11 protein-coding genes are annotated in these 26,676 nt (G+C 38.9%); all 11 read right to left on the bottom strand.

The genetic code is table 11. The features are described from left to right. Positions 1 to 129: 129 nt before the first annotated feature. Positions 130 to 2,649, bottom strand: a complete 2,520-nt coding sequence (locus tag GD597_RS00870) for a serine hydrolase (protein ID WP_171605904.1) — start codon at positions 2,647 to 2,649, stop codon at positions 130 to 132. Between the two features lie 232 nt (positions 2,650 to 2,881). After that, a complete protein-coding gene (locus GD597_RS00865; RefSeq protein ID WP_171605903.1) occupies positions 2,882 to 4,639 on the bottom strand; it encodes a DUF885 domain-containing protein in 1,758 nt (585 codons plus the stop codon). Between the two features lie 267 nt (positions 4,640 to 4,906). After that, positions 4,907 to 7,021: a tail fiber domain-containing protein gene (locus GD597_RS00860; protein ID WP_171605901.1), complete on the bottom strand. Its 2,115-nt coding sequence runs from the start codon at positions 7,019 to 7,021 to the stop codon at positions 4,907 to 4,909. 369 nt (positions 7,022 to 7,390) lie between these two features. Next, positions 7,391 to 9,427: a S9 family peptidase gene (locus tag GD597_RS00855; protein ID WP_171605900.1), complete on the bottom strand. Its 2,037-nt coding sequence runs from the start codon at positions 9,425 to 9,427 to the stop codon at positions 7,391 to 7,393. 345 nt (positions 9,428 to 9,772) lie between these two features. Next, entirely contained in the window at positions 9,773 to 10,213 is a 441-nt protein-coding gene (locus GD597_RS00850) for a YybH family protein (RefSeq protein ID WP_171605899.1), read from the bottom strand. A 4-nt stretch (positions 10,214 to 10,217) separates the two neighbouring features. Continuing rightward, entirely contained in the window at positions 10,218 to 13,568 is a 3,351-nt protein-coding gene (locus GD597_RS00845) for a caspase family protein (RefSeq protein WP_171605898.1), read from the bottom strand. A gap of 241 nt (positions 13,569 to 13,809) precedes the next feature. Continuing rightward, positions 13,810 to 17,166 (bottom strand): caspase family protein, encoded by a 3,357-nt coding sequence (locus tag GD597_RS00840; protein ID WP_171605897.1) that lies wholly within the window; start codon positions 17,164 to 17,166, stop codon positions 13,810 to 13,812. Positions 17,167 to 17,227: 61 nt separating this feature from the next. Beyond that, positions 17,228 to 20,605, bottom strand: coding sequence for a caspase family protein (locus GD597_RS00835; protein ID WP_171605896.1), 3,378 nt, complete (start codon positions 20,603 to 20,605; stop codon positions 17,228 to 17,230). A gap of 70 nt (positions 20,606 to 20,675) precedes the next feature. Then, positions 20,676 to 23,933 (bottom strand): caspase family protein, encoded by a 3,258-nt coding sequence (locus GD597_RS00830; protein ID WP_171605895.1) that lies wholly within the window; start codon positions 23,931 to 23,933, stop codon positions 20,676 to 20,678. A gap of 146 nt (positions 23,934 to 24,079) precedes the next feature. After that, the gene (locus GD597_RS00825; protein WP_171605894.1) at positions 24,080 to 24,721 is read right to left on the bottom strand and encodes a hypothetical protein; all 642 of its coding nucleotides are present in this window, start codon (positions 24,719 to 24,721) and stop codon (positions 24,080 to 24,082) included. A gap of 26 nt (positions 24,722 to 24,747) precedes the next feature. Continuing rightward, on the bottom strand, positions 24,748 to 26,511 hold the full coding sequence (locus GD597_RS00820; protein ID WP_171605893.1) for a hypothetical protein: 1,764 nt from the start codon (positions 26,509 to 26,511) through the stop codon (positions 24,748 to 24,750). Positions 26,512 to 26,676: the final 165 nt, after the last annotated feature.

Genomic DNA, 26,676 nt, shown 5'->3' with positions numbered 1-26,676 from the left:
AACTTTTCTTAATGCATTAGCTTCAAGCCCCTAAAGCAATAGGTGTTTTTAGCTGATGGGTAATCTGAACGCACAAGTGTGCGACGCAAGTGGCGATGCCATTTTTGTTAATGCCGGGTACATAAACATTTATTCTAAGGCCCGCTTTAGCAATGTTCCCGGGTATTGATGCGTGGATTGTTTGTTGTGGTATACAATTTTACCATTTACCCACACCTGCACTATACCCTCTGATAACGCTGTGGGGTTTTGTATGGTGGCATTATCCTTTACTGTGGCGGGGTCTAGCAAAACAAGATCGGCATAATAACCAGGGGCAATTATACCGCGATTGGCTAACCCTACATGCTCGGCTGCCAAACCTGTCATTTTATAAATGGCATTTTCCAGGCTCATAATTTTTCTTTCGCGAACATAGTAGCCCAATACCCTTGTAAAAGCGCCATATCCGCGTGGATGGCCACCATCACCTCCATCGGAGCAGATATTGGTATTGGCCCATGATAATAGCTGAATGATGTCTTCGTCTGTCATGGATTTGCCAAGTATGCCTTCGGCATCTATACCGGGGTTTTTACTTTCAAAATCGTTTACCATTTCGATAAGATCGATAAGGGTTTGTGCAGGCGATTGATTGCGCATGGCGGCGATGGCACTTAAGGTTTTGCCTTCATAGGCTTTATTGGGCGCAAAGGGAAATACTACCGAGCCGGATGGATCGATGGTTTGCTCTACTGCAAATAGGGCACTCTCCATATTGGTAAAATCTGTTTTAGGAAAAAGTACCCGCAAAGTGCTGTACCAATATTCGTAGGGGTAGCAGTCGGCTGTGATATTTACATGTTGGTTTTGCCTCATCTTTTCCAGGTTGGCCAGTATGGCGGGTGCAGTACCCCAATCGTTCTTAAGGGCAATTTTAAAGTGGGAAATTTGTACAGGTATTTTGGCAGCCAGCCCAATGTTTACTACTTCATCAATGGCATCGGCAAGGCCAATATCTTCGCTGCGCATATGGCTGATATAACGGCCATGGTATTGCGCCGCTGTTTTTGAAAGTTCTACCACTTCGTTGCGGGAAGAGAAATGTGCACCTTCATATTCCAGTCCGGTAGCCAGCCCCAGCGAACCTTTTTTCATTTCGCCGGCAAGTATTAGTTGCATTGCTTCCAGTTCTTTTTCATTGCTTATCCTGTGAAGATCGTTATCACCCATTACCATTGCTCTTAAGGTAGTATGCCCGGTATACGATGCCAGGTTTATGGCAACCGGTGTTTTTTGCATCCATGCCTGTATAGAATCTAAAGAGTCGCTTTCGCCATCCTGTCCAACTACAATGGTGGTTACGCCCTGGTTTACAGCCGGTATGCCTTCGGGTTTTTGCCAAATGGTTCGGTCAAGGTGGCTATGCGTATCTATAAAGCCGGGGGTTAATATTTTTCCTCCACCATCTATCACTGTTTCACCGGGGTAAGGGGAAAGGTTGCCTACTGCAATAATCATATTGTCTTTAATACGTACCGATGCTTTTCTGGCAGGTGTATTGACACCATCAATAATGGTAACATTGGTAATCAACTGCAATGCTGGCAGGGTATAGGGAATGCCCTCAAAAATGTTTTTTGTAAGTTCTCTTGGCAGGCTATTGGTGTTATTGCTTAGCAGGATAAGTGTTCGGTTGTTTTTGGTATCCCTGCAAATAATATTTCTAAAACCGGCCCAGCTGCCGGTATGATAATAGTACTCATTTTGCTTGCCAATAAACCATCCAAAACCGTAGGGGTAAGTGTTGCCATTGCTGAGTGTTACAGGTTTTAATGCATCTGAATATGTGGCTTTTTTTACCAGCTTTTCACTGTATAAACTTTGCTCCCAGATATAGAGGTCTTCTACTGAGGAATACAGGTTGCCATCTCCGGTTACACCATCCAGATAAAATAAATCGTTTAGTTGTTGCCGGCCATTTGTTTCTTCAAAACCAAATACCCGGTTATTGGGCGATGGCATATACACGTTGTACAGATAGGTTTGATGTAAGCCAAGCGGTTTAACAATATTATTATTGATAAACTGTGCGGTAGGCATTTTTGCAATGCGCTCTATTAGGCTAGACAATAAAATGTAACCGGTATTACTATATTCCCATTTTGTGCCCGGTGCAACATTTAGTGGCGGGTGCAGCGTTTCCAGCATTTTTATCATGCCTTCGTTGGAAAGTGTATCCAGCGGCCCACGTGTGTTTTGAAACAATACATCATATTCCGGCAGGCCCGAAGTGTGGGTCATCAGGTGGCGGATGCTAATGCCTTTATAAGGTAATTCAGGAATATATTTTGTTATATCATCTTCATAACTAAGCCGGCCTTTTTCTTTTAGTAGCATGATACACATGCAAATAAATTGTTTGGTATCTGATGCCAGATTAAAAGCCGAGTTGGTTTGCAACGGCTGCCCAGTTCTGCTGTCGGCTATGCCAAATGCTTTTTTATATAATACTTTGCCGTTTTCTGCATAAAGCACTGTGCCGTTAAACTGGTGGGTGGCATATAAATAGTTCAGCACGCTATCCAAAGCATACACTGTGCTGTTTTTTTGTGCCGATATAAATAATGGTGATGCCGCCAATGCCAGCAATGCAAATAATTTTCTCATAATTGCTTATTGAAGAAGATCAAGTTGTTCCCGATAAATGTAAACCAATTCCTTGTATGATTACTGTTTAAAGCTATTTTAGGTTCCCGGCAATGGATTATTTAATGGGCATTCTTGCGTCGCACTCTTGAACGGCTGGTACTATTGGCAGCCTATGCCCATGAGCACCCCGAACCCTGAAGTGAGTGACACAAGTGGCGATGCCATTAGCACTATTGCCGGTAAAAAAATACTACTCGCCCAACATTAATGCACTAATATATTTTACAGGGGCACTGCCATAACTAAGAAACTTTTCATGAAAATCTTTTAGGCTATAGGCATTACCATTTTTTTGTTGATAGGCATCCCGTAAAGCATTTATTTCTGTGGCGCCGGTATAATAGCTGCACAACTGCACCTGCGAAATGGTGGCACGGTGGTATTTCTCCTCAATTTGTGCATCTTCCTGAAAAGCCTGGTATTTCAGCATTTGTACCACATCGTCTTTAGAATAATTAAGACAGTGAATACCATAATCGGTAATTACATTGCAGCACTCACGCAGGCTCCATTTATAAAACATCAGCCACATTTCCGGTTGGTTGCTGGCCCAGCCATTGTCTAACATCATGCGCTGCGTGTATACGGCCCAGCCTTCTATCATGGCGCCATTGCCAAATACTGCTTTTACAATGCTGCGGGATTTATTGCTATACCAGCCCTGCAGGTCGTGGCCTGGCATGGCTTCGTGTATCGACAGTATTTGTAAGGTATAATTGTTGTGCTCCCGCAAATCGCTTTCGGCAACGGCAGCAGGCAGTTTGGTAAGATCGGTAATATTGTAGTAAGCCACGCCCTGTTTATCGTAAGGGCCGGTATTGCTGGCCGATGCCAATGTGGCGCCACTCATAAATGCTGGCATAATGCGCACTTTTAAAGGCGTGGTAGTATCGTAGGCAAAAAGATCTTTTTGAATAATAAATTGTTTTAAATCGGTTACCTGTTTGGTAATGGTATCAACAAAATTGGCAGGACTTACATGTTGCAATGCAATTTTATCAATCATCATTTTAATGGCGGCAAGTGTATCGGCTGGCATGGTTTGGGCGGCAAAGTATTTGGGCCATAACTGTTTAGTAATGCGATACATTTCGTTATGGTAATATTTTTTTGAAGCCACTGCTTTATTAAATATTTCGTTGGCTGAGTAATTGGTTACAATATCGTACCTAAACTTTTGGTTAAACAGGGTATCTCCAATTCTAAAGCTGCGGAATACCTGATTTTTATTGCCCAGGAAATTGTTTAAATTGTTTACATAAGTTTTTATGGCATTTTTGGCGCGGCTTATTCTTTGTTGCAAACTATCTAACTCTGGTGGAGCTAGTGTGGCGTTTTTAATAGAATCCTGCAGCATATTGCCAAAAACTTCCAGACTGCCATTGTTTTGTGTAATGGCCAGTTGGGTATGTTCTTTTGTTGGTTCATGAATCATATTGGCGGCTGCAGCATAATACGCATCGGCATGGGCAATATGATTGCTGAGGGTGCGTAATCTATCGTTTAGTGGCGCATAAGGGTTGGTAATAATCTCGTAACATTCGCCGCCAATATTATACACGGAGGGGTCCCATTCCTGTTGTTTAAAACTATCTATATACCAAATGCTGCTGTGAAACTGGTTTTCAAGAATGCGATAATCTATTTTGTTACTGCTGGAAAGTGTTGCATAGTTAAACTGGTGCAGCGAATCCAGAAAACGATTTGCAAATCTGATATCGCTATCAAGCGCCGCCGCATCTGGTATTTTTAATACATCGTAATACTTGCCATAGCCGGCATAAATGGCCGAAGATGGATTTTGTTGCCAGTAGGCATCAATAAAACGGTTTTCAAAAGCGGCAAATAAGCTGTCGTTTGTAACTGAAGCATTCGTATTATTTACTGGCTGCTGATTATTGCAGGCTATTACCGATGCAAAGGCAATGATTACCAACAAGTACTTCATAGTATGGTTTTGCCAAATGTAGTTAATAGCCTTGTAATGGGGAAGAATAATAAGGTACCCGGCTGCCGTTAAAGTGGCATCGCCTGTTGTGTCACTCACTTGTACGCTTAGCCAATAGCTGAGCAAAGAACAGCACCCTGAAGTGTGCGACGCAACGATTGCTGATAGTAGCAATTGGGCCTGGTACAAAAAATTTGTTGTTGTGCTTTTGCATAAAAAAAGCCGCCCGGTTTAGGCGACTTAATTTTTTGAACCTACCTGAGCTGATTATTTTATGATGCTCATTTTTTTGGTATCAATTATTTTATTGTCAATGGTTAATGTATAACTATATGTGCCGGCAGCAAGCTGATTGGTTTGCACATATATACTGCCATTGCCTGTTCCGTTAAGTTTTACGGTTTTAATTAATGCTCCAGAAACATCATAAATGTTGATGTATGCATTACCATTATTTACAGGAAGTGTGTAGAGAATGGTAGTAGTACTGTTGGCAGGGTTTGGAATATTCTGTTGCAATTTTGCGGCTGTGAAAACGGGTGAAACGTTTATGCTATTATCTGTATTGGCAGTAATTGCTTTTTCTGTAATCGCAGCTTTTAACTCAGTTATTTGTTTTTGAAGATCTTCATTTTGTTTGCTTAGTTCCTGTACTGCTTTTACAAGTGGTACAACAAATTCTGCATAACGAAGGCCATATAAATCATCATCGTTTTTAGGTGCATCTACACCACTGAAATTATACCCTAATTTTTTTGCAGCTTTTTCTACATCCTGTGCTATAAAGCCAGATTCAATCACTGTTTCTTTTGCAGCAATGGCTTTATCATCATCTTTTGGTTGTGCAATCATTTTTCCACTTGCATCTTTTTGGGCTTTGTTATTTTTTGTTAAATGTGTATTGATGCCTTTGATATCTAAGTTGTAAGTAACAGGTTGTAATGCATTTATAAAGGCAAGGCCGGGTACATTGTTTTTAATGTTTTTCTTGTAACGGCCATCGCTGATATTGCTCCAGTTTACATAACCGCCAATACTGGTAACACTGCTATTGCCAATACGCACCTGGTTGCTGGCAGTGTTTGTTGCAAAATATCCCAATGCAGTGCTGTTAGAAAAATTTGTGCCGGTTGTGCCGCTTTGTGCGCCTATGTAAGTATTATTAAAACCTGTTGTATTTGTTCTGCCAGCGCTTTTACCTAGGGCTGTATTATTACTGCCTGATGTAATATCATACATAGCATAAGCACCAGTTGCCGTATTTTGCGATCCGGTTGTACTAATCCACATTGCTTCATACCCGGTTACAACATTTTCAATACCTGTTGTGTTATGAAGCAATGCAGCGTTGCCTACTGCAATATTGGCATCTCCGGATGTATTTGCATTTAAAGCAGAAACCCCAATAGCAACATTTGCCGATCCATTAGTGTTAGTATACAAAGACTGACGTCCGACTGCTGTATTACTCTGCCCGATTGTATTAAAATCAAGCGCTTCTTCTCCTATTGCGGTATTAGCTGAACCTGAAATATTCTGGCTAAGCGCCCCTGCACCATTTGCGGTATTCCAAACTCCACTAATGTTATTATTCAAAGCATAAGAACCAGTTGCGGTGTTGCCATAGCCAATTGTATTGTTTTCTAATGCATTACTGCCCATAGCTGTATTGGATATAGAAGCATTATTTTTCAATGCACTTACACCAAAAGCGCTACTGAAAGATGCAGTTTCTGAAACATTTAATAAAGCTTCATAGCCCCATGATGTATTAAATGATGCGGCGCTTAAATACCCGGCTTTAATATTATTTATTTTAAACACAAGCGGTTGGTTATCTGTAGTTCCTATAAAATTTGTTGAAGGATTAGTACCCGCATTTCCATTTAAACTCCATGATGTTTTACCGCTTAATGATTTCCAGGTACTCCCATCAAAACCTTCGAAATCTATACCGGTCCAGCGAATATTTCCATTAATATTTTGCAATGAATTGCTTATTTGTAACCCGCCACTTAAAAATCCCTGACCATTATCTGCATGTACATAAAATACCGGTCGTGCTGCTGCATCTAATAATTCATAACGGGTAAGTGTACTATTAAAAAACATACCATAATTTGTACTGTTGAACCTAAAAGCATATTTATTGCCACTTACACTATAGCCACCTGTGCCGGAGAATTTAAGTATACCACTTCCATCTACCTGTGCATAGTTGGTGGCGCTTCCCATTCGGGTTGTACCTATTACCTGTAAAGTTGTTGCCGGCGCAAGCGTACCAATACCCACATTACCGGTTGCGGGAAAAGTGTTTTGTGCTTTTGTGTTTATTATGCATGCTGCACAAATGGCTGTAGTAAGCAAAAGTTTTGTTTTCATGGTTAATTTTTTTTGATAGATACGGTGTTTTAATTGAAAAGTGAATTTCAAATAAAGGCAGAAGATATAAAGTGCGGTTTAACGGATGCATGCTATTAATTAACGCAAGGGATATTCTATCGGAGATTTCTTTGTTATTGGCCAGGGTGCAATACTGCTATTAAGCATCCGTTGCGTCGCACTCTTGTACGTTCGTCAGGAAATGGGCAATGAGCCACAGCAATAATTTACTTCAAACTTGTTGAAGGTCTGATTTCATTGCTTTGCGCTGTGCCACAATGTTCTGAAAGTACAAGTGAGTGACACAACCGGCGATGCTATATGCACAATTGTTTGTTACAAAAACTTCCCTGTTAAAGTGTGGGGTTACTACAAATATTTTTTTAGCCATGCATGCACTTCGCTGTACCAGAAGCGGCTATTCTCAGCATTTAAAATCCAATGGTTTTCATCGGGGAATACCAGCAATTTGGATGGCACTTTCATGCGCTGCAATGCACTCCAGTTTTCCAATGAATTATTGATAGGTACACGAAAATCATTTTCACCAACGGTTACCATCATCGGTGTTTTAAACCTGGCTGCATAGCGTATTGGGTTTTGTTCTTTCCATGTTTTTGTTTGCGTCCAGGGTGCGCCACCATTCATTACTTCGCGTTGCCATATTACATCGCTGGTACCAAACTGCGCTTCGCTATTTACTAATCCGGCATGGCTTAAAAGGCACTTATAATGCGAGGTAGTGGCTTCCATCCAGTTGGCCAAATGGCCGCCATAACTGCCGCCGCCTGCGGCTTGCCTGCTGCCATCAATAAATGAAAAACGTTTAATCGCATCGGCTGCTGCTTCATTTATTTCGTCGGCTGGTCCTTTAAATGGATCGTACTGAATATCCTGTGCGAACTTTTCTCCATAACCGGTGGAGCCTGTATAATCTGTCAGCAACAATACATACCCAGGTGCCGCCAGTAAATGCTGGTTCCATCTGTAGCCCCAGTTTTCTTTCCAGGCGCCAGCGGGGCCGCCATGCATTACTACAAATAATGGGTATTTTTTAGTGCTGTCAAAACCTGCAGGTCTTACCAAAAGGCTCCTTATTTTTTTCCCACGGCTGCTGGTAAACCATATTTCTTCAACAGCGGGTAAATCAAGGGTTTTTAGTTTTTCATCATTAAAATGAGTGAGTGATTCAATGGTGCCACCAGAAATTTTTACAACTACTGCGGGCATTACCGCATTCTCATAATTGCTAATAATTACACCAGCATCAGCAGAGGCACTAATAGCGCTGAAAGAGCCGCGCATATTTGTGATGGACTTTAAAGCACCGCCAGCTACTGGCATAGAAAATAATTTATCGTTACCCTGGTCTTCCACACTTAATAGTATGGTGTTGTTTTTTATGGTGTATCCATTTACCGGCCTGTCTAACGATGGGGTTAGCAATGTTTTGTTTTGCATGGATGGGTAATCGAAACGGGTAAGTTTATTAAGGTTGTATACTTTGTAATTGTTGTTTGCAGTGGCATAACATACCAGATATTTGCCATCATTGCTTAATTGCGGTGCACCATAATCAGCTCCATCGCTCGTTAATTGTATACCATTGCTATCCTGTAAATTAAGGCTGTACAGGTTGGTGGTGGGTTCCTGATAGGCAGCTGTATTGGCATCTGTGCTTGCGGCAAAAATGAGGGAGTTGTTATTTGGTCCCCAGCAAACACCGCTAAAACTAAAACCTTCTTTTGTTACGGCAGAAACCCTGGTAAAAGCATCAACGGCTGTTGTGCTGTCAATCGGTTGTACAAAAACATGGGTTTGTTTATTATCCAGCCATACATCAAAATTGCGGATAGGAAAACCTGTATACACCCTGGCCTTATATTTTTGTTTCTTTTTTTCTTCGGCTATTTTTTTATTGGCAGAGTCAGAGAAGGCGCCGGGGAAAACTTTACTGGTAAATAATATTTTGCTCCCATCGGCACTCCATTGTGGCGAGGATGCGCCGGTATAAATATTGGTAAAACGTTGTGCCTCACCACCACTTTTCATATTAAGTAGGTAAATCTGTGCGGCTTCATCGCCTTCCCTTTTGGCTGTAAATGCAATTGTGTTGCCATTAGGGCTCCAGGTATAACCGCTTTCTGCATTTTTTCCGGTGGTTATTTTGCGTGGGGCAATGGTTCCATCAGTGGAAGCTATCCACAAATCAGTTATCTGTTCGCCCTCTGTATAAGATGGTTCTGTTACATTAAACACCACCCATTTACCATCCGGACTTACCTGCGGCGCACCCACCCGTTTCATTAGGTATAAGCCTTCATGCGTGATGGGTTGTTTGGTTTGAGCTTGTACAGTAACAAAACTGAGGCAAAATAGTATACAGCTAATGGTTTGCTTTAACATAAACAGTGGTTTTATAAGCAATAAAATTAAGTGAATTAATAATTGGCTGTTGTGTTGTTTAACCCACAAATCATGATGCTGATTTTTATTACAGGCACCGTTAATGCTATCACGCCATAAAAATGTGGATTTTTTGTACCGGGCTATTTGCTGCTATTGAACTTTGGTTGTGTCACTCACTTGTGCGTTCGTCAAAAAATGGGCAGTGTGTAACAGTAGTTATTATCTTCCAAACTGTTACATCTTTAGGTAGCTTACTCCGCAATGCTGCTCAAAGTTCCTGACGTAGAAGTGAGTGACACAACCGACGATGCCTAAAGACCTGAAGCTTGATACACAATACTATTAAAGTGATACAAAATTTTCCATTTGCGTTAACCATACACCATCTACTTTGCGCCAGATGGCTGTATATAAACCTTCGTAATGATAGGATGGGTATTTGAGTATTCCTTTTTCCAGGGCAAGGTTTCCTGAGGCGTTAAATGATATCTGCTGAGTTTGTCTTTCAAAGCTAATTTTCGGATCGGTTTTATACATTTTTTCCCAATCGCTTATAACGGCCTGCCTGCCTGAAATTAGACTGCCATCGCTGGATATTTCTACATAATCATTCATCCAGTATTTTGCAACACCTGCAATATCCTGTTTGGCAATGGACGCATTGGATGCATTTCTTGCATCACGTATTGCTTGTTCATCAACCTTTGTATTTTTTTGAGCAAAAACTGTATTGATACTGCAAACCAGCAGTAAGAGCATAGCATAATGTTTCATTGTTTTCATGTTTTTAATTATTTGTTATCTCTACGGGGAAATCATTACCAAAACCATAGCTTGCCGGGAATTGCGCTGTGCCATGGTATTTTTTCATTAACTCCGGAACGGTTTGCTGTAAATAATTTTTTAAGTTATTTACAGTAATCATTTTATTACTTGATGCTGCACCTTTCAGCGCTTCAAGTAATACGTATGTAAAAGCCCCATGACCAAGTGATGAAAACTCATTGGCAAATTGTTGTGCGCCACTGGCTGCAATCCAATGGGTGCCTGTACTACGGGCTACAACAGCAATGCTTTTTTGTTGGTTGGCATCCGAAGTAAGCATTGTTTGAAATGCACCTGCACTTTGACATGCGTCAAGTATAAATAATTGCTTTTGTGCTTGTATATCAATGGCATACTGCTGTAATAATTTTGCCGCAATACCTTTATTTTCCAATTCAGCCTGTACATTTTTAAGATCACTTACATCTGTTGGCACCAAATAGAATTCATTGTTTTTACCAATAACGCCGTGGCCGGCATAATAGAAAATAAATACATCCTTTGGTTTGGCATTTTGCTGCACCTGTTTTAATGCTTTGGTAATACCAATTTTATCCGCAGTATTATCAGTAACAAAGTATGTTTTTATATTGGAGATAATAGTTCTGGCATCCTTCTCTACTTCTTCCTTAAAAGCAGTTGCATCTGCCAGGGCATAATTTAAACTCATGCTTTTGTTTTGATATGCATTGATACCTACTACAACTAAATGAAGTGTGGCGTTTTTATCAACAGAAATTATGGGTGCTCCGGCTGTATTGTTGATCACTGGTATTATATCGTTATTGTTCGTATTGGATTCCTTATATACAACCGTAATTTCATCTGGCTTACTTTCTGTACGTTGCGAGTTTAGCGCTATTGCCCGGAATGTATTTACACCAGATTGTAAATTGATGGTGTATTTTTTTGTTGCCGTGTTTGATTTGTCATCGTCCGCTACAATTAAATTTCTTGTGGTAAGCGTTACCACTTTGCCATTATGGAATAAACGTATTTCATCTACCGCATCATCCGGTGCATTGGCTGTAATGCTGATCTCTGCTGCACCAGTTGTGTTTTGATAAGTGGGCATATCCTCCTCTACTTCTAAATTTCTTTGAGCCGCTGCATAGTTCATTTTTACATTCGGCCTTATTTTGATGTTGCCGATATCAGGCACAGGGTCAAAGGTTTCTCCGGCAATTAATCGTGAAATTAATTTTGGGGTATAATACTGTTCATATAATGCTTCCAGCGGTAATACATCTTTTCCTTTTGTATAATACAGGGTTTGCAACGCGCCGGGGGATGCATCGAACCTGCCATCGGGTGTAATAAACACCCAATCGTTACTGTCTTCAAAAGTAATGAGTGTGCCCAGTTCTTTTTGTTTGCCAATATCCCAGATGCGGGTAGTATTATCATCCGAAGCAGAGAACAGAAAATTACTGTTTGCTAAAAATGAAAGTTCATCGGGAATATAACTGTGGCCTTTTAAAACAGCCAGGTTTTTATTGTTTACAATATCCCAAACCTGTATGTAGCTGTTGTCTGCTATTAAATTATAACCAACACTGGTAAAGGCCAATTTCTTTAGGTCATTGCTAATATTGGCCGCATATATTCTCTGGAACGGAAGTGTTTTTTCGGAAACAGTATTGCCGGTTAATGCATCCACTGTAACCATTGCTGGTTGGTCTTTCCGCACCATAAAAACCTGCTTATCGTTATTGATGAATTTAAAACAACAAGCGATGACGGATTTCTCCCATAATATATTTCCGGTGGCAATATCATAGCACAAAACAGATCCGTTTCCGTTACTGTTTTCTTTTATAGAATAGGTAACCAGTTTTTTTCCATCGCTTGAAATACTTTCAATTTTATAGTTGTTGCCAAACCATAAAGCATAATATCCCGTTTTAAAGTTATTGATCAATTTTTTATTGGCCACATCAAATACAAGTGCTTTACCTCCATCAAGGGCCACCAACCATTTTCCATTGTCAGAAAAGGCCATTTCGTGCGGGTCTATATTTTCTTCGAGGCCAATGGTCTCCGGCATTTCCTCCATGGTTTCGGTATTAAAGAAATGTAGTGTATGCTGGAATAAATAGGCACCCAATTTGCCATCTTTTGAGATGGCACTTTTAGAAAAAATATTGTTAATATGAATTCCCTTTGAAGTAAAATTTGTTTTTCCAAAACGCAGGTTATTGATGTTCCCGTTTTTGCTGTTAAGCAATAATTGAAAACTGCTGTCATTGGCGGCTTGAATAGATTCTGTTGCAAATAAAGAGCTTCCATAAATATGTTTAATGCTCTGGTTTGATAAACTGTATTCAAATACTTCAGGCAGGTTGTTGCCAATGGTTATATATTTTCCATCTTTTGCAATGGCCACACCTTTATTGAATTCTTTTCCGCCATATTTTAATTGGGCAATTGTTCGGGTTGAAAAGTTCAGCGTAAAAATGCGCTTTTGTGAAGCCACTATTAAATCATTGTTGATTGGGTTCCAAACACATTGCTTTTTAAGATCGGTATGTTCATACCCCAGATAGTCAAAAATGCCATCCTTCTCTTTTTGGTAGTTTACCACAGCATTCCATTTTGATTGCAGGGTACCAGGATCGAGCCAATCAAAATTAACGAGATAGGTATCGGTTCCTTTGGTTATGCCAAGCAGGTTTCCTTCGGGTGTAAACGCGATCACTCTTTTTTCTGCAGGTATCATTTTTATCAGTTCCCCTGAATTGCTATTGAGTAGTGCAGAGCCATCTTTATTCATGCACACCAATAATTGGTTTCCATCACCATTCAAACTTATATTGCTGATATCACTTTCTTCTTTCACTTTTTTAAAGGAAAAAATGGTTGACGTATTACCTGCAATTACATCCACCGCTGCAACTGTTTTTATATTATCGCCCATGGCAACAAACAAATGGCGGCCATCTTTGCTATACAATACTTTTTCAATTTCGTCAAAATGCATTTCCTTTATTACTGTGAAATCTTCCAGGGATAATAAATGAATATTGCGGTAAGTGGCTATGGCAATGGTTTTACCGTCAGACGAGGCGTCCATGTCTACTACCATGGGTACTTTTTCTCCCCATTTGCAAACAATGTTTTTCAATAGCCTGCCAGATGATTTTTCCCAAATTTTCACCATGTTTTCGCTAGAGGATAAAATGAATTTTCCATCGGTTGTGTACAAAACATTTGTAACCGTTTTTGCATGACCTGTGGGTATAATGAGTTCTGGCTTTTGAGCAAAAACAATATTTGTTACAATACCAAAGACAAGCACTAATATCTTTTTCATATACATTGTTTTATTGCCCTGAATTTTATTTTGATTGCAAGTATTCTTGTGTTGCACTCCTAAACATTTGTCAAGTAGTAAGCATTTCCCAATATTCTTTATTCTCCTCTAAACTGATGTATACTTGGGTTCTTTCCTTTGAGTTGCCCATTCATATTCCTAAAGTACAAATGTCCTGGCACGGAGGAGGGACGATGCCCAAAGATCTTCTTTTTCTCAGTTCGTAATTTTTCGTTGCCTTTTATTTAATCAGCTCCACAGGAAAATCATTACCCAATCCATAACTTGCCGGGTACTGTGCGGCACCATTGTATTTTTTCATAAGAAGCGGCACTTGTACCTGCAAAAAAGTTTTCAAACCATTTACGGTAATCATTTTATTACTTGCTGCTTCTCCTTTTAATGCCTGCAATAAAACATAGGTAAACACTCCATGCCCAAGCGAAGCAAACTCATTTGCAAATTGCTGTGCACCACTTGCCGCCATCCAGTGTGTTCCGGTACTGCGGGCTACCACAGCCAAAGACTTTTGCTGATCTCCATCGTTGGCCAGTAATTTTTCAAAGGCGCCGGCGCTTTGGCAAGCATCTAGTATAAATAATTGTTTTTGTGCCTGTATATCGATGGCATATTGTTGCAGCAATTTTGAAGCGATCCCTTTTTGTTCCAATTCCGTTTGTACATTTTTTAAATCACTCACGTCTGTGGGAACCAGGTAAAATTCTTTGTCCTTGCTGATGACACCATGACCTGCATAATAAAAAATAAAAACATCCTGCGCTTTGGCCTCCTGCTGTACCTGTTTAAAGGCATTGGTAATACCCGTTTTATCTGCGGTGTTATTGGTTACAAAATAAGTTTTAGTGCTGCCAATAACTGTCTTTACATCTTTCTCCAGTTCTTCTTTGAACGCTGCGGCATCTGCCATTGCATAATTAAGACTCAAGCTTTTATTTTGATACTCATTGATGCCCACAACGATCAAATACAGCGTGGCATTTTTATTAATTGTTGCCACAGTGCCGGTATTGCTAACAGGTTTTACCACTGGGGCATTGTCTGTCGGCTGGCTGTAGTTTACCACTATTTCATCAGTATTACTTTCTGTGCGCTGAGTGTTTAATGCAACCGCCCTTACGGAGTTGTTGCCTGGCAGCAAGGCCAGCTGGTATTTTTTTGTTTGCGAGCCGCCTTCGTTGTCTGCCACTATCAAATTGCGCGTGGTAAGCGTTACAATTTTACCATTGTGAAACAATCGGATTTCATCAATGGCATCATCTTCTGAAGTGGCGGTCACTACAATATCTGCATAGCCGGTTTTATTTAAAAAAGTGGGCACATCTTCTTCCACCTCGAGGTTGCGGGTGGCTTCGGCATAATTGATCTTTACCTTTGGGGTTCCTTTGATGATGATATTGATGGGGTCAAATATTTCTCCATTCAACAAGCGCTGGTAAAGATTGGGTGTATAAAATTTTTCATAAATTTTATCCAGCGTTACTACCTTCCTGTCTTTTACATAATACAGTTTTTTTATTCCTTCGGGGGTGCCGTCAAACCTACCTGTAGGGTCAATGAAAACATAATCTTTAGAATCTTTAAAAATATACAACGTGCCAATTAATTTGCCGGTGGCTGTTCTGAATATTTTGATTGTATTGTCGCCACCTGCAGTGTAAATCAAATCGTCGTTGCCGGAATAATAAAGTTTGTTGATGCCGCCATCATGCGCCTGTATTGTTTGCCTGGGTGTAAGCATCGTGTCCTCGAACGACATTTCACCGGTGCTGTTGACCTCTGTGATCAAAGTAGCATTGTGGTTGATCACAAAATCATTTTCCAACGAGAGCAACACTTCATCGGTGGAACGCAGCAACATTCCATCCGCCACATTATATACCTGCAGGTATCTCATGCCAAGCACGGCAATTTTCTTCTGATCCTCAAAAAACCTTGCCGCCAGTAATTTCGGTTCTTCTCCTTTAAGGGGTATGATTTTATTGAAGATTTGTTTCCCGGTTGAAAGCTGCCAGCATTTCAGCACAAATCCGGTTGTTGTTTTATCATATCCCGCAATAAGGTCCTGCTGAATATCTATTTCAAGATTGTGCTGAAATGCGGCAATTTTTTTACTTAGGTTGGTGGCCAGGTTAATTTGATAAACAGTTTGTGCATCTCCTCCGTTTTGGTTCATGTTTTTTATGGCGTAGGCGTATTTACCTTCTTTGCCAAAAAATAGGTTGGGCCTGGGTTTGCTCTCAAAGGGGGCATCGCCAAACAAAGCAGGACTGATGGGGGTTTTCTTGCCATTTTTGGTATTTAGAAAATAAGCCTTGCCATAGTCATTCACCGTAATGGTGTCTCCGGAATTACTAAAATTGATTTCAAGGTTTGCTTCATTGGGATTGCTGATCAGCAAATTTTTCTCCACCACCATCCTGTTCAGATCAATGGACACATAATTGGAATAATCGGTTACCATCCGCAATTGCTGGTTTTGCTCATTGTGTTCATAATTGATGCTGATAGGGAATCCTGCAATTTCTCTTTTGTAATTAGTGGCGGTTTTCATCGATTGCACATCCAGCTCCTTTACATTTCCATTACTGTTGAAAAAAATAGTTTTGCCTTTCGCATTTACCACACCGGCTGTGAGCTCTTCGCCTTCTAATAAGCCCAATATTGATTTTTTAAATTTTTTTACAGTGCCGCCCGTTTTTATATCTATCAATTCCAGGTCTTCTGTGTATGAACCTGCATTCAGTAAAATATTGCCACCTGGCATGCCTGGCTGGATGGTCCAGTTACTGCCCACCTGTTTGGAAAATATTTTTTTGCCCGACAGTGCATCATAAAAAATAAGTTGCGCATACAGTTCACCTTTTTTTTGCTCTGTTGCTGTGATCAAACCGGTATTGGGCACCGGTGAAAATGATTTTTCTCTTTCATCTCCAAACAGCGTGGTCTTGGTATCTACCTCAGCTGTAAAAATAATTTTTTGTGCATCAAGGTCGGCAATCTGCCATCCTGTTTGATGTTTTAGCATCACCAGCCCGTTTTTCAATGCACTAAATTGATTATAATTACAACTGCTCGCAGGAGGGCAAATAAAGATGGGTTTGCGATCTGCGGAAAGCAGGTCGGCAGCAAGTATTCCCTCCAGCCGGCTATAGGTTTGGGGATCCTGCATCTCACCGGTGAAATATATTTTTTTACTGTCGGCCGAAAAGGTAGCTGAATAATGCAGCCGGTCTAATTCCAGTACCGGTTTGCCGGTAACTGTAGAAAAGCACTTGATGCCAAAAGCTCCGGTGGCTGCAACATAGTTGCCATCATTACTGAGTATAAATGAGCTTAGTGCCGCCGTTACACTCATGTCTACTGCCAACCCAAAGCTGTATAATTGCATATGAGCCTTTACATCCCACATGATGATCTTTTGATTATTTGCGGTATAGAGGTACTTGCCATCTGGCGACAGCAGCATTTTTTCAACGCCTACTGCATGTCCGTCGGGGATAACTATATTGCCTATTTGTGCAAATACCGATGTTGAAAAAGCAAGACAGATCAATATAATGCAGAACCCTTTTTTCATAAATTCAATTTTATACCGCTCTTTTTTTAATAGAATCTATTGTCAAAAAACACTTACATTCTTATTTTATAATTATTATTGGAAAATCATTTCCATACCCATAACTCGCCGGATACTGAGGTGTGCCCTTGTATTTTGAAGTTACTTCCGGTACATGCTCTTGTAAATAAAAATCAATTTCTTTTACCGTTATTTTTTTATCGCCTGTATCTGCTTTACCACTTAATGCTTCTAATAACACATAAGTAAAAGTGCCATGACCAAGTTGAGAAAATTCAGATGCAAATTGCTCACTGCCCGAAGCGGTTAGCCAATGCGTGCCAGTTGCTCTGGCAAGTTGTGCTATCGCTTTTTCTTCGGCGGCACCACGGGCTGCAGCAAGTACTTCCAATGCTCCGGCAGACTGGCATGCATCTAATATAAAAAGCTGTTTTTGCGCTTTTATATCTTTTGAAAATTGTTGTAACTGTCCGGAACTAAATCCTTTTTGAGCCAAAGCTCCATCGGAACCGTAGAGTTGAGTAACATCGTGAGGCACCAGGTAAAACTCATTTTTATCGTTCATTACACCATGGCCTGCATAATAAAAAATGAATACATCATTGGCTGTAGCATTGATTTTTATTTTGTCTAATTCTAACGAAATATTTGCTTTTGTGGCATTTTCATTATTGATGAAAACTATATTTGTTTTAGTAAAAATGCCGGAGCCGCCTTTCTCAATCGCTTCTTTAAAACCGGCAGCATCTGCTATGGCGTAATTCAAATTGTATTTGGGATTTTTATACTTATCAATGCCAATAACAAGAAGATGCAGGTTGACGCCTTCATTACTTTTGTTTACAATATTTGATGTTTTAAGTGGCTTATAATTTACTATCAACTTAGCTGGTTGACTTTCTGTACGTTGGGTATTAAATGCCAAAGCTTTAAAATCATTCTCCCCTACTTCTAAGCTTACAGTAAATATTTTAGTCATTGTTTTTTCACCAGTATTTTCATCTTCTACAACCAGATTACGGGAGGTTTGTACCAATTTCCCATTATTATACAAACGTATTTCCGTAACGGCATCACTTGGGCAATCGGCCTTTACCAGTAAATTAATTTGCTCTTTTTCAACTGTTAGGCTTACATTATCATCTTCTACAACCAAATTGCGGGATGTGTTATCAACCGAAATGTTAACTATAGGTGGAGCTTTTATGTTATCTACATTAACAGGTACCGGTTCAAAAGTTTCGCCTTCTAACAAGCGGTTTAATAATTTGGGAGTATAAAATTTTTCAAACAAAGAACCAAGCGGTATTATCTGTCCTTCCTTTACGTAATACATAAACTCCTGTGCTGCCTGCGATGCATCAAAACGTCCATCGGGTGTAGCAACAACCCACTCGTTGCTGTTTCCAAAAACATAGATTTGTGCAACGTCTCTTTTTTTATCAATGTTTACAATGTGAATGGTATTATCCCCGGAAGTAGCTGCCAAAAAATTGTCCTTACGGATAAAACAAATATTGCTTATCCCTTTTGGTAAATTAGCAACTACAGCAATAGCTGTTTTATTGACCAAATCAAAAACTGTGATATTATTGTTTGCAATGCCTGCACATTTTGTGCCGTCAATAGAAACAGATTCAGAAATATTTACGCCACTTGAAACATTAGCTGCAAAAGTATTTTTTACCTGACCGTTTGCCATATTGATGTAATAAAAAGTTCCATCTTGGGCTGAAAGCGCAACTAAAGTCTGATCATTATCCAAAGTGGTAATGGGCGACAAACCTTTTTTTGTGGTTAGTGGGCTTTCCCAGATTTTGCTACCCGAAAAAGCATCATAACAAATAAGATAATTGTCTTCGGTACCGATGTACTTATTGGGGCCTAAATAGCGGTATTCATTTACAATGATGTATTTGCCATTTTTTGAATAGATATGCTTACGTTGATAACCCACTGTACCTATATAGCGGCTTGTGTAAGCTAAACTGGTTGCATTTACATCGCCTCTTTGAAAGAGCGGACCAAATGAAAATGTTTTGCTATCTGGTGTCCACACTAAGTTTTCTGATTCCAGACTAATGTGTACAGGCGATTTGCCTTTACGAGGCATAGCTCCCAAATTTTTTGTATCCAAAATGCCGAATGTATCCTGTATTCCACTAAAATAGGCCACTTTTGATCCATCAGGCGACCAATTGATACGGCCATAATCGTTTATGCTGGTCCCATTAACTTTTATCTGGCCCGATGCTCCACCCATATCAAAAAAACGGGCATAACCTAAATTACTTACTAAAAGTACATCGTGGTTTGCGTTGTAGCGGATATAATTGGCACTAAAAGGTGTTGTTTCACCTAATACAATATCGGTTTTTAGTGATTTTCCATCTATAACAGACACATTTTTACTACCTCCACACAATATTTTTTTAGATTTAGGTAAAACAGTTACACAGCCATAATATGGTTTTTCAACCGCATCGGGCAATGCTGTTTTTACAATTCTTTGATTGGTAAGGTCTAATTGTAAAATATTATAACCATCATTATGGTTTCCGGAGGGATATATGAAAGTATTGCTGCTTTCATCATACAGGTATTTTGGACTTTGATGAAAAAACATTGAAACACCTTTTTCTAATGCGAAAGTTTTTATTACATGAAAATCGGATGTGTTAATTTCCCGGACTGTTGTTTGGCTGGTTTTTGTAGACTCTGTGTACTTTACATCTAAAGCCAATATTTTTTTATCGTTTAAAAAGTAAAAATAAGATGGATATTGTTTTGAGTTGGATTCAACCGTTCCGCTTCGGGTATTTAAAATAAATGAATAATCTAATTTTGGCTGCCTTTCATTGGCCTGACTGAATTTCACCAACAACTTTTCTCCATCTGGCGAAACCTGTATTTCCCAAAACTCTTCAGAAATTTTGGTATCGTTACCAAAGGGTGGAATTTTATAAAATACATTGGCAACGCCTGTACTTAAATCAATTTTATAAATAAAAGCACAACGCATTTGCCCTTCAAAATTGCTACCTGCCAAAAAAACATATTTTCCATCTTTGGAAGCGTCAATACATCTTGGGGCAAAGCCATAAGGAACAGTTGCTACCAAACGAGGTTGAAATTTAGGCGCTTCTGCAATAAAAAATTTATTATCGGCAATATACCCCACACCCTGGAGTGTAGGAATAGACACCAATAAATTCATTTGGTTTGCTTTTGTTTCAATAGTATTTATCAACCTGCCTGTGGCAATATCCCACAGTTTAACAATGCCAGATGAGCCGGAAGCGATGATACGTTCATCGGCTGTGTAAGCAATTGTGGAAATATAATCACTATGCCCGATAGGAATGGCTAGTTCGGCTTTTTGAGCAATGAGTTTAAAAGAAATAATGAATAATAATGTTGCTGCTACGATTGTTTTCATTGTTAAATTCATTTTATTTTTTATACCGATACTTCCAACAAAAAAATTTTTAAGTGTATATAAATTGTTTTTATTGTAAAATAATTACCGGAAAGTCATTTCCAAAACCATAGCTTGATGGATATTGCGCAGCGCCATGGTATTTTTTCATTAGTTCTGGTACGGTATGTTGTAAATAATTTTTAAGATTATTTACTGTAATCATTTTGTTGTTAGCGGCTGCCCCTTTTAAAGCTTCCAGTAAAACATAGGTAAATGCACCATGGCCCAATGAAGAAAATTCATTGGCAAACTGTTGTGCGCCACTCGCTGCAATCCAGTGCGTACCTGTGCTTCGTGCAACAACGGCAATACTTTTTTGTTGGTTGCCATCAGAAGTTAACATAGTTTCAAAAGCACCTGCACTTTGGCAGGCATCCAGAATAAATAATTGTTTTTGTGCAGGAATATCTATGGCATACTGTTGTAATAATTTTGCGGCAATGCCTTTATTTTCTAATTCGGCCTGTACATTTTTAAGATCACTTACATCGGTTGGTACCAAATAGAATTCATTGTTTTTTCCAATAACACCATGACCTGCATAATAGAAAATAAATACATCCTGTGGTTTGGCATATTGCTGTACCTGTTTTAATGCATTGGTAATGCCTGTTTTATCTGCAGTATTATCTGTAACAAAATATGTTTTTATATTGGTGATTATAGTTTTGGCATCTTTCTCTACCTCTTCTTTAAATGAGGTGGCATCTGCCAGAGCATAATTTAAACTCATGCTTTTATTCTGATATGCATTGATGCCTATCACTACCAAATGCATTGTAGCATTTTTATCTACCGGTGCAATAGGTGCACCATTGGTATTATTGTTCACCGGTTTTTTATTTGCAGGTACTGCATTAGCGCCGCTATTATAATTAACCACAATGTCGTCGGGCTGACTTTCAGTTCGTTGTGTATTTAATGCAACGGCACGAATGGTGTTTACACCAGGCAATAAGTTAAGCTGGTATTTTTTGATATCGGTACCGCTGCCGGCATCTGCTACAATTAGGTTGCGTGTAGTAAGTGTTTGAATTTTTCCATTGAGGAATAAACGTATTTCATCCACTGCGTCATCCTCGGCTATGGCGTTTACGGTAATATCTGCAAATCCTGTTTTATTTTGGTAAGTTGGTACCTCATCATCTTCTACCAGTAAATTACGGGTAGCTTCTGCATAGGATATTTTTACAAGCGGCGAAGGTTTAATGGCTACATCAATGGGGTCAAATTGTTCTCCGTTTATTAAACGTTGGTATAGATTGGGTGTATAAAATTTTTCATACACCACATCCAGTGGAATTTTTTTCCTGTCTTTTAAATAGTATAATTTTTTTATACCTGCTTCACTTCCATCAAAACGGCCATATTGATCAACAAAAACATAATCATTTCCATCGTTAAACAAATACAATGTACCCAATAATTTCCCGCTTTTTGGCTCCCAAACTTTTATGGTTTGATCGGTAGAAATGGTATACATCACCTTGCTATCAGGAGAAAACAATGCCCGGCGAATGGACGATGTATGTGCATTATCGGTATAAATATCCTTACCATCGGCATTCATTGCGGTAATGCTGCCAAAGTTGCCGCATTTAATTAGCAGAGAAAAATCCGGCGTACAATCATAAGATTTGTAAAATCCAAGATTTGAAAATTTTGGTGAGGTTGATATCAAATTACCAGCACGTATATCGTAGATCTCTTCGTAGAAGTCATAACTGTCAGCTGTTTTACTGCGCACCAGCATTAGCCTTTCTTTATCGTTAGAAATGGAAATAAAATCACATTTGCTTTCTCCCAGGTTTTTATCAAACAATAATTTACCTGTACTTATATCCCATACTTTGGCATGTGCATATTGGTACCCTTTTTCTATGATAGCCAGCATGTCTTTATCCGGATGTAGAGAAGCCCCATCCGAACCTTTGAAACTTACTACCTTTTCACTGATGCCTGTTTTTAATGAGATGCGGTTTAGGTTATTCACTTGATTGGGAATAGAGAAGGTGGTATAATAAACCTGTGTACCATCCTTACTAAAAAAGAAGTTTACCCTTTCATTGCTGGAAGCTTCATCTGTAAGCTTTATGGCTGGCTGAATAAATTTCCCTGTTGCAATATTTTTAATGTATCCCTTTTTCTCAATAAAGACTGCAATCGTATCACCTGTGGCACTAAAGGTGGTCATATCAGTATGTATAGGCAATGCCTTATGCCTAAAGGCAAACAGTTTGGTAAGATTAATGCTTTTATACACCGAGTCATCAGTTATTAGGTTTAATATTCCGGTGCTGTAATTGTACTCCATCGAACTAAATATATCAGAAAAGCCCAAATCTGCCACCTGCCTTTTATAGCCCATATCAATGGTATTTGATTTTGTGTTTATGGCAAACACATCTGAATAGTTGGATGCGTATACTGTATTCGTATTACCCGAAAAGCAGGCCTCTAAATAATTGAAGTCTTTAATGTCTTTTAGTTTCTGTTTTGTGGTAAAATTCTCCCCATTATAAATGGTATAATTTTCGCCATTATACAATATGAATTCTTTGGAATTTATGGATGATACAAGTTGCCCGAAGGGAAGTGTTTTAACCACTTTACCTGTATAAATATCCCTGAATTCAAGCTGATCTGCTTTGGTGGCCAGGTATTTTAGAGAGGGCAGGTATACGCGGGTAAAAGGTTCTTTCTCAAAAGCATATTTAAAGTCTATTTTCTTTTCTGGTATATTCCATATTTGCCAGCCAGTTTTATTAAGAAGCATAATATGCGATGGATCTACCATGTCTAGCGTGGCTCCACTTTCATCAAATTGTGTATAATCCAGTTTTATAAATTTCGTTTCCTGTTGTGAAGCAATGTTAATGGCAATAATGCCCGATGATAAAGTTAAAAGGGTACGGTCATCAGTTGAAAATTTGATACAGTTGCCATAGTATTGTTTTTTAGCACTAAACAAAAGTTTGCCGTTTATGGTAGAATAACATTCTACAGATGTTTTAAAGTTGTATGCTATTTTGGTGCCATCATTGCTTAAGGCAACATTGCGTTTATCATCTGTGCCAATAGAAAATGTATAAAGTTGTGCGTGGGTTTTTATATCCCACATAATGGTTTTGCTTCTTTCTATTGTATAAAAATATTTACCCTGGTTATCGGGCAATACCATTTCTATTTTTAAGGAGTTGCCATTGGGGACAATTATATTTCCGGTTTGAGCTAATAGGGGCAAATACACAATCATTAACAAGAGGGCGAAGCATAATTTTCTCATGATATTTTTTTTACTGTTACCGGGCATTAGTTTTAATAATTAAACATCCTTGCGTCGCACTCTTGTACTGTTGTATTTGTGGCAGCTGTTAAATACCAGAAATTCCATGCTTCTAAAAAATCCTTACCCTTTTGCAACCAATGGTGCTATTGTTTTTGGCCTCCACTTACATGATACACAATATTGTAATTTGGGGTAAGCATTTGTTTTTGTAATTCCAGCGTAAACCAATTGGTAATATCAAGTTGTTTTTCTATTTCGTCGGTATTGGTTAAGTTGGCAGGTAACTGTATGGCTTTGTTGTAAAAATAAATAATATAACGGGGCTTAAAACCTTCCTCAGTTTCATCCTGTAAGGTAATAATAGATGTGTAGCCTAGCTGGTTTCCAAAAGCCAATTTAAAATAATCTACCTGTTTGTTGTAATAGGCTGTTAATGTGTCTTTGTAGTCCTTCCATCCTTTTTCAAAGGGTATACGAATAGTTTCGCTGCGTATCCTCATTTTATTGATGGTATAGGCTGCATCTTTTACCAATATAGAGGTAAAATCCTTTGTGAAAAAAAACTCTACATCTTTGATGCCTTCATATTTGGCTACAGCTTCTGGTTTTAGTTTCCAGCCAAAATTTCGGATAGTATCTGGCATAAATGAAGGAAACCCAATATTAGTTTCATTCATACCCTGAACAATGAGATTGGCAACGTTTTTTTGCTGCGCAACAGAAGTTTGGAAAATACAAGCCATCAATACAATTATTATGGCTGATTTTTTAATAATCCATTTCATAAAATACACATTGTTTATTATATAGGTTAAAAACTACTTTCTGATGCTTTGTATGCAGCTTCCTGAATACCAAGAAAGGCCGCCCATAAATTCCCTATATTGATTTTTCCACCCGAATCGTTGTATGTTTTAACGGTATCATCAATTCGATTGAAGTCGCTGCGTATATTCATAAAAGCATCCATTTGTTTTTTTATAAAGGCGGCATATGCCGTATTGTTGGCAACAACTGATTTTATTTTGCTTTCATTATCCAGAATATAGTTTTTTAGTCCTTTATAGGTGTTTTCCAAATCCTTTATTATGCCATCAATTTCAGTAAGGGAAGGAGTAGTAAAAGCATGTAGTTTTGAGTTATTGTATTTTGCCGATTCATAAATTCTTTTCATCCTGGTGGTAAATTCTCTTGCTATGCCGGCAAATGCTTCGTATTGTTTATTTTTTTCTTTGCCTTTTTTCTCCAGGGCTGCATCTCTTTCCGCAAAAATGCCATTCCATTCATCCACTACTTTTTTGTTGGCAGCATAGCCTTTTTCATCTGGTCTTTTGGTGAGGAACATATAGATGGTGGCAGGGTTTTGAGCCACATCATGAACAATATCAAATGCATTAATTGGGCCGGTAAAACTCACCCGATACAACCTGAATCCATTACTGTTAAAGGTTTTTGTAGATTCGGAGGGAAGCGTTACAAATTTGTAGGTGTATACAGTATTGATTTCGATATCTGCTGCACTGTCTTTTACCCCAATATATAATGTGCGGTTTAGTTTTTCATCAAATTCAGCATTTATGATGGTTTGATTGTAATTACCCGGCTTCATTATAATCGCCGTATCAATCAGTAGCTTTTCTCCAGGTATCATTCTGGTTTTTACCAGAGCACGGATGGTTGCCAAATCCTTAATGGCTGCTGCCACTGCACCTACAGAATCATTGTATGCTTTTTTTCGTGCGGCTGTTACAGGGCCGTTTGGATTGCTAAATAATAGCACGGTTACGGGCATAGTGGCGGTTGAATAGGCATAACTAAAATTTACCTGCACATCTTTTATATTTCCCGCATATAAAAGGTTGTAAGCACTAATATTGTTTTCTGTTGTAAGGGTACTATCCAGGTAAATAAAATTTTCGTTGCCTGGTATTGGCTTTGTGGCATACGACAGTAAACTATCTTCGGGAGTTAGGATGTAAACTGTACAATCAGCTTTATCGCTAAGGGATTTTGTGCCTTTTCGGTTTAAATTGAGTAATTGATTTTTCGCCGGCAGTAGCAAAGTGTCAAATCTGGAAATTAATGAAAAGCCTTTTGCTTTTTGTTCTTCTATACACCTGCTTGCATAGGTAGAAACATAAGCAGCCTTGCCTGAATAATCATTTTTTCTAAATGCTTCAGCAGGATGGATAATATATTTTACCGTATTCGTAGCAGCGTCATAAACCTCTACGGTGTTATTGTTTAATTTAATATAAGTGCCATTGGCTTGTTTGGGATCTATGCGGGTATTTATTTTATCGTACCAATCTCCGCCATCAGAATAGGTTACAAATTGCTCTCCTGTTTTAAGTTTATACTGGTTGTATTTTTCAAAGACCGTATTCATTAATTTGCCTGTTGATACTTCCCAGATGGATGTATAATCATAATATTCAAAAGCGGGAGGATTGAAACCGGCTTTGTGATGAATGAGAATATAATTTCCCTCGTCGCTGTCATAAAATGCACGGTCAAAATCCCAGCCATTAAATAATGACTGGGATTTTATATAGTTGTTCTGCAACAGCAACATGATTATAAGTGCACATTTTATTGCGCTGTGCAAGTGAAATGCTTTCATACATTTCCTGTTATTGATTGAACTAAAGTTGAATGCAATGCTTTGTTTGATGTACTTTTTATGGGTATTACTATTGTTATGGTAAATCGCTTATTGCCGCATATTGAACCGAACGTA

Source organism: Limnovirga soli (assembly GCF_013106755.1).
Lineage (GTDB): Bacteria > Bacteroidota > Bacteroidia > Chitinophagales > Chitinophagaceae > Limnovirga > Limnovirga soli.
This window is presented reverse-complemented; position numbering and strand designations above follow the sequence as displayed.